This window comes from Bacillus sp. PK6-013 (genome assembly GCF_054161445.1).
Window position 1 is genome coordinate 1,849,665 of the sequence record NZ_CP096417.1, and the last position, 16,732, is coordinate 1,866,396.

The 16,732-nt window shown below is 44.6% G+C and carries 16 protein-coding genes; all 16 read left to right on the forward strand.

From position 1 onward, the window contains the following. The first annotated feature begins 114 nt into the window (after positions 1-114). The 16 genes from M1E03_RS09340 to sigX all read left to right on the forward strand — a co-directional run bounded on the left by M1E03_RS09340 (position 115) and on the right by sigX (position 16,676). Positions 115-606 carry a YpuI family protein gene (locus tag M1E03_RS09340; RefSeq protein ID WP_023857487.1) on the forward strand — a complete coding sequence of 164 codons (492 nt, stop codon included), beginning with the start codon at positions 115-117 and terminating at the stop codon, positions 604-606. 153 nt (positions 607-759) lie between these two features. Then, on the forward strand, positions 760-1,914 hold the full coding sequence (locus tag M1E03_RS09345) for a D-alanyl-D-alanine carboxypeptidase family protein (protein WP_458110756.1): 1,155 nt from the start codon (positions 760-762) through the stop codon (positions 1,912-1,914). Next, positions 1,902-2,489 carry a nucleoside recognition domain-containing protein gene (locus M1E03_RS09350; protein WP_020452005.1) on the forward strand — a complete coding sequence of 196 codons (588 nt, stop codon included), beginning with the start codon at positions 1,902-1,904 and terminating at the stop codon, positions 2,487-2,489. Before M1E03_RS09345 ends, M1E03_RS09350 begins: the two co-directional genes overlap by 13 nt. Positions 2,490-2,493: 4 nt before the next feature. Beyond that, the gene (locus M1E03_RS09355; RefSeq protein ID WP_023857485.1) at positions 2,494-3,030 is read left to right on the forward strand and encodes a spore maturation protein; all 537 of its coding nucleotides are present in this window, start codon (positions 2,494-2,496) and stop codon (positions 3,028-3,030) included. Positions 3,031-3,189: 159 nt separating this feature from the next. After that, positions 3,190-3,924: a 23S rRNA pseudouridine(2605) synthase RluB gene (gene rluB, locus M1E03_RS09360; RefSeq protein ID WP_020452003.1), complete on the forward strand. Its 735-nt coding sequence runs from the start codon at positions 3,190-3,192 to the stop codon at positions 3,922-3,924. Between the two features lie 84 nt (positions 3,925-4,008). Then, the gene (gene resA, locus M1E03_RS09365) at positions 4,009-4,545 is read left to right on the forward strand and encodes a thiol-disulfide oxidoreductase ResA (protein ID WP_023857484.1); all 537 of its coding nucleotides are present in this window, start codon (positions 4,009-4,011) and stop codon (positions 4,543-4,545) included. Next, positions 4,545-6,185, forward strand: a complete 1,641-nt coding sequence (gene resB / locus M1E03_RS09370; RefSeq protein WP_023857483.1) for a cytochrome c biogenesis protein ResB — start codon at positions 4,545-4,547, stop codon at positions 6,183-6,185. The genes resA and resB overlap by 1 nt, the downstream gene beginning before the upstream one ends. Before the next feature lie 12 nt (positions 6,186-6,197). Next, positions 6,198-7,373, forward strand: a complete 1,176-nt coding sequence (ccsB, locus tag M1E03_RS09375) for a c-type cytochrome biogenesis protein CcsB (protein WP_020452000.1) — start codon at positions 6,198-6,200, stop codon at positions 7,371-7,373. Between the two features lie 144 nt (positions 7,374-7,517). Further along, positions 7,518-8,240: a response regulator transcription factor gene (locus M1E03_RS09380; protein WP_020451999.1), complete on the forward strand. Its 723-nt coding sequence runs from the start codon at positions 7,518-7,520 to the stop codon at positions 8,238-8,240. Then, positions 8,237-10,018, forward strand: coding sequence for an ATP-binding protein (locus M1E03_RS09385; protein WP_023857482.1), 1,782 nt, complete (start codon positions 8,237-8,239; stop codon positions 10,016-10,018). Before M1E03_RS09380 ends, M1E03_RS09385 begins: the two co-directional genes overlap by 4 nt. Positions 10,019-10,438: 420 nt before the next feature. Next, on the forward strand, positions 10,439-11,140 hold the full coding sequence (locus tag M1E03_RS09390) for a response regulator transcription factor (protein WP_023857481.1): 702 nt from the start codon (positions 10,439-10,441) through the stop codon (positions 11,138-11,140). A 3-nt stretch (positions 11,141-11,143) separates the two neighbouring features. Then, on the forward strand, positions 11,144-12,595 hold the full coding sequence (locus M1E03_RS09395; RefSeq protein ID WP_023857480.1) for a HAMP domain-containing sensor histidine kinase: 1,452 nt from the start codon (positions 11,144-11,146) through the stop codon (positions 12,593-12,595). Beyond that, a complete protein-coding gene (locus tag M1E03_RS09400; protein WP_031305183.1) occupies positions 12,592-13,725 on the forward strand; it encodes a WD40 repeat domain-containing protein in 1,134 nt (377 codons plus the stop codon). Before M1E03_RS09395 ends, M1E03_RS09400 begins: the two co-directional genes overlap by 4 nt. A gap of 314 nt (positions 13,726-14,039) precedes the next feature. Next, a complete protein-coding gene (locus M1E03_RS09405; RefSeq protein WP_095291563.1) occupies positions 14,040-14,870 on the forward strand; it encodes a polysaccharide deacetylase family protein in 831 nt (276 codons plus the stop codon). A gap of 34 nt (positions 14,871-14,904) precedes the next feature. After that, positions 14,905-15,819, forward strand: coding sequence for an LCP family glycopolymer transferase (locus M1E03_RS09410; protein ID WP_458110757.1), 915 nt, complete (start codon positions 14,905-14,907; stop codon positions 15,817-15,819). A 272-nt stretch (positions 15,820-16,091) separates the two neighbouring features. Continuing rightward, the gene (sigX, locus tag M1E03_RS09415) at positions 16,092-16,676 is read left to right on the forward strand and encodes an RNA polymerase sigma factor SigX (protein WP_023857476.1); all 585 of its coding nucleotides are present in this window, start codon (positions 16,092-16,094) and stop codon (positions 16,674-16,676) included. Positions 16,677-16,732: the final 56 nt, after the last annotated feature.

Consider the following 16,732-nt stretch of genomic DNA (forward strand, 5'->3'; position numbering starts at 1 on the left):
ACTCACCTTAAGGACCGAAGTATGATAATATATATTATCGTATTTTTTATGTTTAATTTCATGCATGAAAGAATACGATTGTAACAAAGCGATGAGGAGAGGGTGCCGACACCAATGGGAAAATCTATGGCAAGAGCCCAAACCGAGCAGGCAGGCGAATTTTTAGCACAGACCGTTCAGACGCTAAGCGATTATTTAAACGAAACGACGCTCTCATCCCTTGAAGCCGAAGAGCCCGGGAGCAGAGATTATTATCGCGATGTCCTCAGCAACTTGAGAAAACTGGCGGTTTACTGTGAAGAAGGGCTTCTGGCTTGCCGAATCAGGCTGAAGCAGGTTCCTTTTCAGGACGCTGCCGCCGAAAGGACGCTCTATCAGATCTATCATCGATGCATAGAAGAATTTTTTACACCGAAAAAAGATACTTGGTACGAAGACAGCAGAGCGGCCTACACGGGAAAAAACGCCATTTGCTTTCACGAACCAGCGCCGGCCTCATTAAAAAATTTGATGGCTTCGCTTGAAACAGAATATCAATCGATGAGAGAAGAATTGGAATACTATGCGACTGACTATCGGATGAAGATGGTTCAGCCGAGATCATAGCTTAAATGAACCGTGTGCCGGAACTCCCCCTTTCATGAAAGGGGGAGTTTTAATGTTGCTTGAGATTTTTCTCGGGGAATCATCCAATTGGTGTTCATAACGGAAAGACAAGCGCATAAACTTGTACAAACAACCACAAGGACGTGAGAAAAAATGCGCTTTTTTCTAAAACAGGCTGCAGCAGCCATCATCATATGCTCTCTTTTATGCTCTTCATACCAAATCGCTGAAGCACAGCCTTCCCTTCATGTCAGCGCAAGAAGCGCGATTGTCATGGACGGGCAATCCGGACGGGTATTGTTTGCGAAGGATGAGCATGAAAAACGGCGCATTGCAAGCATTACGAAGATTATGACAGCCATTTTGGCCGTGGAATCGGGCAAATTGGATGAGACAGTCACGGTCAGCGACAGGGCGGTCAAAACGGAGGGATCATCAATCTATTTGACAAGCGGGCAAAAGGTGAAGCTGAAGGACCTTGTTTACGGTTTGATGCTGAGATCGGGAAATGACGCAGCTGTTGCGATTGCTGAGCATGTGGGCGGAAGCCTGGAAGGGTTTGTCTACATGATGAATCAAAAAGCGGCCGACCTCGGCATGGAAAACACCCTGTTCCGCAATCCGCACGGACTCGATGATCACCCTGACCACTATTCCTCGGCCTATGATATGGCGCTTTTGACGAAATATGCGATGACAAACGAAACGTACCAAAAAATCGCCGGAACGAAGCGCTATAAGGCAGAAACGATGCAAGGCATCTGGAGAAATAAAAACAAGCTTTTAACAGGGCTTTACGAATACAGTACAGGCGGGAAGACGGGATATACCAAGCTGGCGAAGCGCACGCTGGTCTCCACTTCATCGAAAAACGGAACTGATTTGATCGCCGTCACCATCAATGCCCCTGACGACTGGAATGATCATATGAACATGTTCAACTATGTATACGGCCACTACAAAACATATATCATCGCCAAAAAAGGCGAGGTTCCGAAATTAAAAGACTCTTTTTACGGGAATAAAGCTTTTATTAAACGGGATGTCACATATTTGTTAAACGAAGATGAAAAAGAAGACGTGAAGGTTGACATCGAGCTTCTTAAACCGAAAAAATCGTGGCGTAAAAACAAAAAAGAAATCCCGGACATCATCGGGGAAATGAACGTCATGTTCAACGGAAAAACGATTGCAAGTGTACCGATCTATTATGAAAACGAACGCAACAAAAAGCCGAAAAAATCGTTTTTCGAGACCTTTCAATCCGTATTCCAAAAAGCGGCAGGCGGTTCATCATGGTCAATATAATCTGGGTCGGCTTAACGGTGATCGGTCTGGTGTTTGCGCTTTTCAACGGAACGGTTCAGGAAGTCAATGAGGCCGTATTTAAAGGTTCGAAGGAAGCTGTCACGATTTCGATCGGCCTGATGAGCGTCCTTGTTTTTTGGCTGGGGCTGATGAAAATCGCCGAACAATCCGGGCTTCTCGAAAAATTCAGCAGGTTGTGCCGGCCGTTCATTTCAAAGCTGTTTCCCGAGATCCCTCCGGATCATCCGGCGATGGGGTATATTTTATCCAATTTAATGGCCAACTTTTTCGGGTTGGGCAATGCGGCGACACCGCTCGGCATTAAAGCAATGGAACAGATGAAGGCGCTCAACCGGAATCGCAGGGAAGCGAGCCGCTCAATGATCACCTTTCTGGCGGTCAATACGTCAAGCATTACCTTGATTCCGACGACCGTCATCGCGGTCAGGATGACATATGATGCAAAGGCGCCGACAGACATCGTCGGGCCGACCATTTTGGCGACTTTAATATCGGGAATCTTTGCGATCTTCATCGACCGATACTTTTATTATAGAAGAAAAAAGAAGGGGTGAGCATTTGGAATTCATCAATTGGCTTTCTCTGGCCCTTATCCCGTTTATCATCGCCACGATTCTGCTGTATGGTACATTCAAAAAAGTCCCGACTTATGAAGCGTTTGTTGAGGGAGGGAAGGAAGGAATCCAAATTGCGTTTTCCATTATCCCTTATTTGGTCGGTATGCTTGTAGCGATCACCGTTTTCCGTGCTTCAGGGGCGCTCGATTTTTTTATGAATCTTTTAAAGCCGGTATTTTCCGCCGTGGGAATTCCGACGGAAGTGGTTCCGCTGGCTCTGATCCGGCCGATTTCGGGAACGGCGGCGCTCGGCATGACGACCGATTTAATCGCAGTTTACGGACCCGATTCGTTCATCGGCCGGCTGGCCTCTGTCATGCAGGGATCGACAGACACGACGCTGTATGTTTTAACTGTCTATTTCGGCGCGGTCGGAATCAAGAAAATGGGGGATGCTTTAAAAGTGGGACTGCTTGCTGATTTAGCGGGGATTATCGCGTCTGTGATTATTGTAACATTGCTGTTTGGAAGCGCCTGATCAACAGGCGCTTTTTTGCTTTTCTAGCCAAAACTGTTTTACTTTTGACGTGAGAAAGGATACATTTAAGGGCGGAGTGCTTCTTTCCTAAGGAAGAAGGCGCCCGCAAACTTGTTTGTTGGTCTGGAAAAAAGTAAGATAATACATGAGGTGAAAGATATGGAACGACTTCAAAAAGTAATCGCCCACGCCGGTATTGCATCAAGGCGAAAGGCGGAGGAACTTATAAAAGAAGGGAAAGTCACGGTCAACGGCAAAACCGTCAGAGAGCTCGGCGTTAAAGTATCAAGCTCAGACCGGATCGAGGTAAACGGCGTCCAGCTTGAAAGCGAAGAACCCGTTTATTTTCTCCTGTATAAACCGAGAGGGGTTATATCAGCGGTTAAAGACGATAAAGGCCGGAAAGTTGTGACCGACTTTTTCACAGAGGTGGAGGAGCGGATTTATCCGATCGGAAGGCTTGATTATGATACAAGCGGCCTCTTATTGTTAACGAATGACGGGGACTTCGCCAATAAATTGATGCACCCGAAATACGAAATTAATAAAACGTATGTGGCAAAGCTGAAAGGCATTCCTTTAAAGGAGAATTTAAAAAAACTTGAGCGGGGCGTACGCCTTGAGGAAGGAAAGACAGCTCCGGCAAAAGTGAAGCTTTTGTCACTCGATAAGAAAAAGCAGACCAGCATCGTCCAAATCACAATCCATGAAGGGCGAAACCGTCAGGTCAGGAGAATGTTTGAAGCCATCGGACACGAAGTGCTCAAGCTGAAAAGGGAAGAGTACGCTTTTTTGAACCTGGCGGGCTTGAAAACCGGGGAAAAAAGAGAGCTCACGCCTCATGAAGTGAAAAGGCTCAGGGCATTGGCTGAACACGGTAAAGCGGCTTTCTAAATTTTCACACAACCTTCAAAAAAGGCAAATGGCAGGCAGTCATGAGATGATATAATGATACTGAATGTCTAAATGAGGGGGCGGATTATGAAAAAAAAGCGTTTTTACATTCGGACAGGCATCCTCCTTGTGCTGCTTGCAGCGCTTGGCTACACGCTGTACAGCGCCGTGTTTCAAAAGACGGAGAGTGTGGCGGTGGGGGAAAAAGCTCCCAATTTTTCGCTGGAGGATGTTGACGGCAACCGTCTCAAGCTGGACGATCTAAAAGGCAAAGGGGTATTTTTAAACTTTTGGGGAACATGGTGCGAACCATGCAAAAGAGAATTTCCTTACATGGCGAATCAATATAAAGTGTTTAAGGATCAAGGGGTTGAAATCGTCGCCGTCAATGTCGGCGAATCAAACCTTGCCGTCCGAAACTTTATGAAAGACTACGGCGTCAATTTTCCGGTTGTGCTTGATAAAGACAGGCAGGTTCTGAACGCATACGATGTCACACCGCTGCCGACCACGTTTTTGATCAATCCTGACGGAGAGATTGTCAAAGTCGTGTCTGGCACGATGACAGAACGAATGATCCATGATTATATGAATATGATCAAACCAGAGGGATCGTCATGATGAAAGAAATCAAATGCGAATGCGGCCATGTGAATCCGACGGGCACCGTTTTGTGTGAATCGTGCGGAAAGCCGCTCGTCAAACAGGATGCCAAACTCCTTGACATGCGGTATGACGGAAGTGCGAGACGCTCTCAAACATATAACAAAACAATCGTAGATAAAATATGGAATTTCTTTTCGTCTGTAAAGGTCGGCGTCTGGCTGATCGTCATTACGCTGACAGCATCTGCTTTTGGAACGATTTTCCCGCAGGAAATGTTCCTGCCGCCGGGTGCGCAGGCTGATACATACTACAGCGAACAATACGGGCTTCTCGGACAAATCTATTATACTCTCGGTTTCCACAATCTTTACGGTTCATGGTGGTTTATTGTTCTGGTTGCTTCAATCGGCATATCGCTTGTGATCTGCAGCCTTGACAGGGTCGTTCCTTTGTACAGGGCGCTGAAAAATCAGGGCGTCACGAGAAATCCGAACTTTATGGAGAGGCAGCGCCTTTTCAGCCGGACGGAAGCGGACATGTCTGAAGACACCAGATCACAAATCGTCGGTAAACTGAAGAAAAAACGATACCGAGTCAAAGAAGAAAACGGAAACCTGTTTGCGGAAAAAGGCCGTTTTTCAAGATGGGGCCCATATGTGAACCATATCGGGCTGATCATATTCCTCATCGGTGTCATGCTCAGATTTGTTCCGGGCATGTATGTCGACGAAACCCTTTGGATCAGGGAAGGGGAGACCGTGCCCATCCCGGGAACTGACGGCCATTACTACTTGAAAAACAACCGGTTTACAAAAGAAATGTACGACAGTGAAAAAGAAAAAGAAGTATTTTCAGAGGCGATTACTAAAGCAGGTGACGGTACTGTCGCAAAAACATATCAAACCGATGTTGAACTATATGAAAGAAAAAATGACAGCCTCCCGGGTGAAGCGCCTGAATTGAAGAAAGTGAAAAGCGGCAAGATCAGGGTCAATGACCCGCTGAAATTCGGTTCATATGCACTCTATCAGCTGACTTACAAGGAAGGCGAGCTCGACAAAATGGTCTTTCAGCTGATTGAAAAAGACAGCGGGAAATCTTTCGGCAAAGTGGCAATCAACCTCTTGGAGCCGAAGCCGGAATATGATCTTGGCAACGGTTACAAAGTTCATATTGCAAGCTACCTGCCGGACTTTTATTTTAACAAAGACGGGGAGCCGAGCACGAAAACGAGGAATCCGAACAATCCGGCTTTTGTATTCCAGATCACCGCCCCGGATAAGCCTAAAGGAGAAAAGAGTTTCGTTGCGATTCAGGAAACAATCGAAGGTTCTGACGACAATAAATACAAAATGAAGTTTGACCACGTCGAAACGAAAAATCTCTCAGGCCTCACAATTAGAAAAGATTTGACTTTGTGGGTGCTCATGGTCGGCGGCGCCATCTTTATGATCGGCGTCATCCAGGGGATGTACTGGCACCACAGAAGGATCTGGCTCAGAACGCTGGACGGGCATGTGCTCGTCGCCGGACATACGAATAAAAACTGGTACGGGCTGAAACAGGACTTGAAGGCCGTACTTGAGGATACGGGGATATCCGAACCGGCCGATCAAAAAGAACTGTCAAAGGAAAAAAATAAACGGCCAGCATAGGGAGGGGTTTTCATGGCAGAGTTAAGCGGCAATTTATTGTACGCGGCATTTCTCTTGTATCTCTCAGCGGTCTTCTTTTTTGGCGGCTCCATCAGGAGCAAGGCTTCAGACCGGAAGAAGAAGAACCGCTGGGCGTCGATCGCAGTGTTGATCACGATCATCGGATTTGTATGCCAGTTTGGATATTTTATTGCGAGATGGATCGTTTCCGGACACGCACCGGTCAGCAATCTTTTCGAATTTACAACTGCTTTCAGCATGATGCTCGTTCTGGCGTTCATCATCATCTACTTTATTTACAAGCTGTCTGCTTTGGGGCTGTTTACACTGCCCGTTGTCCTGCTGTTAATCGCATATGCCAGCATGTTTCCGACCGATATCACACCGCTGATTCCGTCGCTTCAAAGCAACTGGCTTTATATTCATGTTACGACTGCAGCCCTCGGACAGGCGATTCTCGCCATCAGCTTTGTCGCCGGCGTGATCTTTCTACTCAAGCATGTGGATCAGTCACAGCCTGGCAAAAAAACGTTCTGGCTCGAATTTGTCATGTTTATGCTTGTGACAACGCTCGCGTTTATCCTTGTCACGACCTCATTCCGCATTGGGGGCTATGAAGCGCAGTTCAAGTGGATTGATAAAGACAACCAGGAAGACGTCATGATTTACGAGCTTCCCGCTCTGATCGGGCCGAACAAAGGCGAACTTTTAACAGAGGAGAGAATGGAGCCGCTTGTCAATGTGCCGCCTATTTTTTCAGGACGGAAGCTGAATACGGTTCTCTGGTCGTTTGGAACCGGCGCATTGCTTTACGGTGTCATCAGGCTGATCATCAGAAAACGCATCAGTCAGCTTCTTCAGCCGCTCGTGAAAAATGTGAACCTTGACCTTGTCGATGAAATCGGCTATCGATCCGTTTCGATCGGCTTTCCGGTTTTTACGCTTGGCGCGCTTATTTTCGCGATGATATGGGCACAGCTGGCATGGAGCAGATTCTGGGGCTGGGATCCGAAAGAAGTCTGGGCGCTGATTACATTTTTGTTTTATGCAGCTTATCTGCATCTCAGGCTTTCAAGAGGCTGGCACGGCGAAAAATCGGCGTGGCTTGCCGTTATCGGTTTTGCCATTATTATGTTTAATCTTATTTTTGTAAACCTTGTCATCGCTGGACTTCACTCTTATGCATGATCCGTGCGGTGCAGGAAGGTCCGGGCTTTTCGCCGGGCCTTCCGCAGCTTATCGTTTTAAATTGGGAAAGGCCATTCTTAGCTTGGCTTACGATCGCTTTTCTAATAAAATGAATGTAAGAAGATTCAAATCAGGAGGTTTACGATGGAACAGACGAAAGAGACAAAAATATTAGTAGTAGACGATGAGGCAAGAATCAGACGACTTTTAAAAATGTACCTGGAAAGGGAAAATTATAAGATCGAGGAAGCCGAGAATGGCGACGAAGCCATCGATAAAGCCCTGGGCAACGAATACGATTTAATCCTGCTCGATTTGATGATGCCAGGAACCGACGGCATTGAAGTATGCCGCCAAGTACGCGACAAAAAAGCCACTCCGATCATCATGCTGACGGCGAAAGGCGAAGAAGCGAACCGGGTGCAGGGCTTTGAAGTCGGAACCGATGACTATATTGTAAAACCTTTCAGTCCGAGGGAAGTGGTGCTGAGAGTCAAAGCGCTCTTGAGAAGATCATCGCAAACCTCTTATCTGAATACAGATACAACGGCAAAAAATGTTCTTGTTTTTTCTCACTTATCCATTGATCACGATGCTCACAGAGTTATGGCGGACGGAACCGAAGTCAGCCTGACGCCGAAAGAATATGAACTGCTTTACTTCCTGGCCAAAACTCCTGATAAAGTATACGATCGTGAAAAGCTGCTGAAGGAAGTATGGCAATACGAGTTTTTCGGCGATTTGAGAACGGTCGACACCCATGTTAAACGTCTACGTGAAAAATTGAACAAAGTCTCGCCGAAAGCTGCGAAAAAAATCGTAACGGTATGGGGTGTCGGGTATAAATTTGAGGTCGGAAACGAATGAAGTTTTGGAAGAGCGTAGTCGGTAAACTGTGGTTTACCATACTGCTTTTAGTTTCATTTGTCTTATTTATCCTTACGTTCTTTCTGCTTGAGTTTATTGAAAACTACCATGTCGATGAAGCGGAAGCTGATTTGACAAAGCTCGCCAGCAAGGTGGCCGTCATCATGGAAAACCATAAAGACCAGGAGACGGCCAGATCGATCACATGGGAGCTTGCCGATGAACTGACGAGCATCACCGTTATCAAAAATGAGAATGAATATTGGTATTCACCGCGGGAAAATCAAAAAGTGGCTTCCATTACATTAAAAGATATTAAAAATGATTCCGATCTGAACGAAGCGCTTCAGAAGCATCAAAAAGTGCAGAAGCGGACGGTCATCTCCGATCAAAAGAACGATCAGCTGATTGTCGGTGTACCGTACGGGAAAGGCGAAGATGAAGGCATGGTGTTTCTTTCTCAATCGCTTCTTGCCGTGAAAGATACGACACAGCATACGACAAGGTATATTCTCTTTGCCGCTGCGATTGCGATTGTGTTAACGACGATTTTCGCTTTCTTCCTGTCAAGCCGGATTACCTACCCGCTCAGAAAAATGCGGCAGGGTGCACAGGATCTTGCAAAAGGGAAGTTTGATACGAAGATTCCGATCCTGACCCAGGATGAAATCGGCGAGCTGGCGATTGCCTTTAACCAAATGGGGCGCCAGCTGAAGTTCCATATTACAGCGCTCAATCAGGAAAAGGAGCATTTGTCGAATATCTTAAGCAGTATGGCAGACGGCGTGATCACCATCAATATCGACGGGACGATCCTTGTGACTAACCCTCCGGCTGAACGCTTTTTACAGGCCTGGTATTATGAGCAGAACATGAATGTAAAAGAAGGCCATGAACTGCCTCCTGAAGCGCGTGAGCTTTTTCAAAACACCGTCGGCACGGAGAAGGAGCAGATGATTGAAATGACCCTGCAAGGCAGAACATGGGTGCTGCTCATGAGTCCGCTGTACAATCAGTCACATGTGCGCGGAGCGGTCGCCGTTTTGAGGGATATGACGGAGGAAAGACGGCTTGATAAGCTGAGAAAAGATTTTATCGCCAATGTCAGCCATGAGCTGAGAACACCGATTTCGATGCTTCAAGGGTACAGTGAAGCAATCGTTGACGACATTGCAAGCTCTGAGGAAGAAAAAAAGGAAATCGCGCAGGTCATCTATGACGAGTCTTTACGAATGGGAAGGCTTGTGAATGATTTGCTGGACCTTGCCAGAATGGAGGCGGGCCATATTTCCTTAAACGTAGAACAGGTGGAGCTCCGCGAATTTTTCGAGAGGGTGTTCAGAAAGTTTTACGGAGTGGCCGGTGACAAAGAAATTACGCTTTCTCACAATCTTGATCTGCACGAAGCCAAATTTGTGTTTGATCCGGACAAAATGGAGCAGGTATTAACGAACCTGATTGACAACGCGATCCGCCATACAAATGCCGGCGGCACCGTACATGTCGATGTGCAGTCAGCGCAAAGCGGGCTGAAAATCGCCGTGAAAGACTCGGGCAGCGGCATCCCAGAAGAGGACCTGCCGTTTATTTTTGAACGCTTTTACAAGGCGGATAAAGCAAGGACGAGAGGAAAAGGCGGGACGGGCCTCGGACTTGCGATCGTTAAAAACATCGTCGATGCACACAACGGATCGATCACCGTCCACAGCATGCTGAACGAAGGTACTTCCTTCACGTTTTACATTCCAAGAAATAAGCAGGATGTTGGCCAAATTTGACGAAGAATCTTGTTCCATAAGAAACAAAGAGCACCTGTTCATGAAGAACAGGTGCTCCGTTATTTGAGGGCAACTTGTATCCAAGTTGTAAAATTTCTGCTTATCCTGAAACGTTTTTGCCTTTGTTGCCGTTAAAAGAGTGGGGATTCCAAAAGACAGATGAACATCAGAGGAAATGGATGAAGGATTTGGACAAATGGACTAGTGAAAATCACATATGGACATAATTGCTCCCGTTCTGATCATCTATAAAAGGCCGTTCATTTTTTCTGCGCCTTAAAAGTCCACCAGCACTCCAATTGCGGACCGTCAAAGGAAGAGTTTGGTTTGGATTTATGTATAATCTCTATAGAAGGATGCGAGAAACAAAAGAGGTTTCTAGACAAAATAAGCTTGAAACAGGGAATGAGTGATGACTTTATGGATAAAACCAAAATACTGATTATAGAAGATGATGAAGCAATTGCTGATTTGCTTGCTTACGGGCTGACGTCCGAAGGTTTCGAAACGTGCACGGTCAATAACGGCTCTTCAGGCATGAGGAAATTAGATCAATTCAAACCTGATCTTCTGCTGCTCGATTGGATGCTGCCTGACTGCAGCGGATTGGATATTTGCAAAACAGTGACTGAAAGCTATAATATTCCGATACTGATGATCACCGCAAAATCAGATGTCACGGATAAAATACTCGGGTTGGAATTCGGGGCCGATGACTATATTACAAAGCCGTTTGATCTGCGCGAAGTTGTCGCGAGAATCCGCACGATCCTTCGGCGTCTGGAACAAGCCTATCATGTGAACGAACGGGAAACGGAAAAAGAGGATGAGATCCGGTTTAAAAATATTGTGATCATCCCGGGTGAAAGACTGGTGAAAAAAGACGGGGCAGCCGTCGAATTGACTCCTAAAGAATATGATCTGCTGATGACTTTGGTTGATCATCGGGGAAAAGTTTTTACGCGTTCAGAGCTTTTAGAATTCATTTGGGGATACGATTTTTTCGGTGACACCCGTACAGTTGATACCCATATTCAAAGACTCCGCAAAAAGCTCGATGCAAGCGACTTGATTAAAACGGTGTTCGGTATCGGATATAAATTCGAGAAGCAGGAGGAGTAGAGAGTGTTACGGACCATCAAGGGCAAGTTTATTGTTGGCTTTTTTCTGATTTTTTCTCTCTCTTTCCTTGTGCTCAATCATACGGTTAAGAACGTGATTTGGTCGAGTAATGAAAAAATTGTAACATCGGATTTAGTCGAACTGAAAAAAAACAGTACCGTCTATGTAAACCAGGCATTTTTAATCAATCATTATAAAAACAATGAACTTTATTTCGGTGATATGGCCGATGAAATGGTAGATAATTTGAATCACTCCACAGGAAGCAATGTCGGTGTTTATACCGTGAATGGCGCATTGTTGTCTGCTTCTGATCAGAAGGCGTTTTCCCGTGGAAGTAATGAAGATCTTAAACAGGCGATCAAAGGAAAGACTGCCTATCATATCACCTATAATCGCAATAAAGCAGAAGTGTTTTTTTCATATCCGGTTGTCGTTGAAGGTACAAAGGTAGGCATATTGCGTTTTTCGAAAAATTTTGACCTGCTGTATAAGCAAAGCGGAGAGGTTCTGGATATTGTTTTTTACATCGCGCTTGCCATATTTTTGGCGGCGTTCCTTTTCTCCTATATCCTGTCCAGACATATCACGATTCCGCTCGTCAAGCTGACCGATGCCACCTCGCAAGTCAAGAAGGGCAAGCTGGATATGGATATTCACTTTAATAGGAAAGATGAAATCGGCCAGCTTGCCGTCAACTTTAACGATATGATCAGCAGAATTCGAGAACAAATTTTAACCATTGAAAGGGATCGTGACCGTTTAAAGGAACTGAACGAACAAGAAAAACGATTTTTTGACAATATGACGCATGAGCTGAAAACACCTCTGACTTCCATCCAAGGATATGCAGAGATCATAAAAGATAAAGGGGAATCGGATCGGGCGTTTTTTGATAAAGGCATGAACCACATTGTTGAAGAAAGCCGACGCCTGCACAATTTGGTGATCAAGCTTCTTGAAGTATCCCGGGAACCTGCCAAGGGAGCTCAATTTGACAGGGTCGAGGCAGGGGAAATTTTAAAAGATGTTTGCGAATCGATGAAGTTTCGGGCAGAACGGTATAAGAAAAGGATTACCTGTGACATTGAAGATGGCCTGTACGTTCACAGTCATGTGAGCAGGCTGCGCCAGCTTTTCATCAATCTGCTGGACAACGCCATCAAATACAGCTTATCTCATTCGGAAATCATCATTAAGGCCGAAATCGTTGGAGAAACCATTCTTTTTACATTCAAGAATCCAAGTGCTCCATTGGAAAATGACCAACACTCCAAAATGTTCCAGCCCTTTTATTCAGTCAATCAGAAGATTAAGGAAGAAGGAAGTGTAGGCTTGGGATTAAGCATTGTGAAAACAATTGTTGACGAACACGGAGGAACAATCGAGATGTACTACAAGGAAAACCAAACAGTGATTCATGTTGAATTAGCTTACGCAAAGGTTGAGAAATGATGAAAAACAAACCGTTTATCATTTGGGCAGGAGTGCTGTTGTTTCTGGCCATTATCGTGTCCAGTTATAATGTCGGAAAAAGATCTGAAACGATTATCATCCCAAGCGGGGAAGACAATCATGTCGATGACCAGAAAACCCGCCCTTTTCAAGTCAATACGATTTATCGCCTTCCAAAAGCAGGGCAGCTGCTTGGGTGGTCTTCACCGGATTCCGTTGTCGGTTTTTTCAAGGGAGATGGGACATCCGAACGTACAGCGCGCAGTCTTCAGCGCCTTTCCTCCCCCTATGAAAAAGCTGAAATCGTAAAAGGCATTGAAAGCAACATGTCCAACCTGAAAATGTCTCCAGACGGAAAGCGTATCGCCGGAGTCACTTTGTCATTAAGTAAGACATCAATGCAGCTGTTTTCGCCGGCGAACGGAAAAAACACAGAAATCGCCAGCATCTCCGCCAGCAATGAGGTCTATGTCCAAGATGTTTCATGGTCAAATAATAGCAGATACGTTTGTTATCTCGTTTTAGATGTTGGGCAGGGGAATCAGACAAGCCTTCGTGTTTATGATACGGATTCCGGAACGCTCAAAACGTATACATTGAATGATTTTGCGGAGAAAGATTCGCTTACGGGAGTTAACATCTCTGATAATGGACGAGATTTTTTGCTTACCGTGTTGCAGCGTTCCGACGAGTACGGAATCAGAATAGGAACGATTGACGGCAACCGCATTAAAATCCAGGACAAGCGTCTGGACAGCCGCGGCGGACCGGTTTGGTTAAACAATGATCAATTTGTATTCCTGGACACAGGGGAAACCCTGTACGAATATGATCGCAGAAACGGCGAGCTTTCTGCTCTGCTCGAAAAAGTAACTGTTTTTAAATTCTCAAACGACTTAAAGAAAATCGCTTACTCTTTGAAGGATGAAGACAATATCTATGCAGGCAAGCTTCAAGGGAAAAATATCCTCTATGAAGAACCGATATACCACGGCACCATCCCTTCGGAAATATATTGGAGCCCGGACGGCAACAGCCTGCTCGTTAGCGCACAATACCAGTATCCTTCTATGGAGAGTGCATCGGCGCGATTTTTAGAAGAACAAGCTTATATCATCACATTTAAATAACCGATCGTTTTATACTTTAATATCAGGCAAAAAAACCTTATTTCAGTTAAATACCGAAATAAGGTTTTTCTTTTTATCCATTCCTTTCTCACTATCCCCTTCAAGGTAATAAGTCTTATTATTTACTGATTAACATCCCTCAAAAAATGATGTTTTTCCTCTTTTTGTGACATTTTGTTTACAAGTTGGCCGAACTTCTGCGATATCTTCCCTTTATATTTAAAGAGCATCCTTCTTATAGAACGTTGTCTTGTATGTGACGAGATTAAAAGAAACCTAGTGATTGATAATTACAGCTTAAGGAGTTGGAAAAAGTGTTAAATTCACCAAAAGAAGATCGTAAATTGAGCGCACTAGGAAAATTAGTGCTGGGTATGTTGATTGTACTGGGGGTGACTTTGTTATGCATTTCGTGGAATGCACTCGCTGGTCCAAAGCAGGAACCGCTAAAAGAAAATTCCTCCGCTTCAGCACCTGTGACGGGAGGCAAACATAAAGCAGAGAAAAAAGAAAATAAGCAAACAGCGCCGGAAATCGGAAAGGTCGTCTATTTGTCATTTGACGACGGGCCGAATCCTGCGGCTTCAGATAAGATCTTAAGTTTGCTCGATAAGTATCATGCAAAAGCTACTTTTTTCATGTTAAAACCGAATATCGAACAAAATCCCGATATTGTGAGAAAAATGGTTGAAAGCGGCCACTCTGTCGGCTCTCACGGAGTGACGCACCAAGTATCGAAAATCTATAAATCTCCTGAAAGCTTTGCAGCAGAAATGAACGATACGTTGAAAACGATCAAAGAAACGACCAACGTTGACACACATTTGATCAGATCGCCTTACGGATCAAAGCCTTATATTACCGGTCCATTTCAAGAAGTCATTAAGCGCGACCACTTTAATCTTTGGGACTGGACTGTTGATTCAGAGGACTGGAAATCTGCAAATACAAACGGTCAATTCGTCAATAATGTGATTCAGCAAGTCAATAACCTTTCCGGTGTTGAGCCGCTTGTCGTATTAATGCATGAAAAACCGACAACTGCGGCCCATTTGGAGAAACTATTGAAATACTTTCAGGAAAACGGATATGAAATGAAGCCTATTCATGATTCGATAAAACCGGTTCATTTCAGATGGAATTAAAAAATATGACCTGGATCAACAAGGAAGGGATACTATGGTGAAACTGAGAAAAAGAAAACTAAAGATGAAAAATGTGATATTGTTCGCCCTCGCGCTAGTGATAACGATTGGCAGTGTGGTTTCATACGGGATTTACCGTACCGTCGCAAAATCAATAAATGGAATGTACGAGCCTCTTCACAGGGATGCCGAGCAGAAGGATACTGCTCCGCACCATCCTATATCCATTCTCTTATTAGGGATAGATGAGCGCCCTGGTGATAAAGGACGACCGGATTCTATGATTGTGATGACGATTAACCCGGAGACAAAGAAAACGACAATGACAAGTATTCCGCGTGATACAAGGGTGTTTATCAAATCGAAGAATAAATTTTCGAAAATGAATTCGGCCTACACCTATGGCGGAATTGAAGGGACCGTTGAAACTGTAGAACAATTTTTGAACATTCCCATCAATTATTATATTAAAATCAATATGGATGGGTTTAAAGATATTGTCGATGCAATTGGCGGCATTACGGTGGATAATCGGATTGATTTCACCCTTGAAGGCGTGCATCTGTCAAAAGGAAAGCAGCATCTTAATGGCAAAACTGCTTTGACATATGCTAGGATGAGAAAAGACGATCCCCGCGGTGATTTTGGACGTCAAGAGCGTCAGCGTGAGATCATCAATGAAATCATTCATGAAGGTGCCCAATTAAAATCATTAACAAACTATCAAGAAATTTTGACAGCATTAGAAAAAAACATCAAAACAAACTTAACACTGGACAAGATGATCGATATTCAACATTCTTATAAAGAAGCTGCCAAGGATATTAAACAGATAGAAATTGAGGGTGAAGATAAAAAAGTTGACGGCTTATGGTATCACCTGGTGACTGACGAAAAGAGAAAGGAGATTTCCAAAAAGCTTCGCCAACAATTGGACTTAAAGTCATAAACGGATGAAAATCAGTCCATTTCAAAGGATCCGCCTTAAGGAACGTTCCGATTATGAGTATACGGACGCAGCTTAGTGAGAAAGCGGAAGTTCCTGTAAGCTTGGCACCTGTTCATTTAGAACGGGTGCTTTTATGCTTGTTAAGTTAAAATTAAGCTTAACTTTAGTTAAACCCCCTTTCCATTTTCATATGTTCGTAATATAGTTGTAATAGTTGTAATGTAACCTTTTAAGATTGACAAACGACAATAAATTGAACGGAGGGGTTTCAGGTGGAAGAAACCTTTCAGAAAATATATGATCAGTATCATCAGGATTTATTTCAGTTTTTATTTTATATGGTAAAAGACAAAAACCAGGCAGAAGACTTAGTTCAGGAAGTATACATCCGCGTCCTGCATTCTTATGAAACATTTGAAGGCAGAAGCAGCGAAAAAACCTGGCTTCTTTCGATTGCGCGGCACGTTGCGATCGACTGGTTCAGAAAGCAGCAGACGATCCGCCAGCGGATTTTGGGGACGTTTGACTGGGAGAAGCAAGATGTAAAAGACCGCAAGCCTCTGCCTGAGGACATCGTGATGCAGAATGAAAACCTGAAGGAAATTTTCGAGGCCCTTGACAGGTGTACGCTTGATCAAAGATCCGTTATCGTATTGCGGTTTATCCAAGGGTATTCGATCAGTGAAACGGCAAAAGCCTTAAATTTTTCCGAAAGCAAGGTGAAAACCACTCAGCACCGCGGTCTGAAAGTGCTTCGTAAACAGATGGAGCTTTTGAAGGAGGATCCAAAGAATGAAGAAGTCAGAATGGAACGAAGAACGGCTGAAGGCGTTACTAAGCCAACTTCCAACGGTTAAGGATAATCGTTCGGCAAATCAGATCTATCAAAAGCTGATTTTCGCACCAAAGCGTA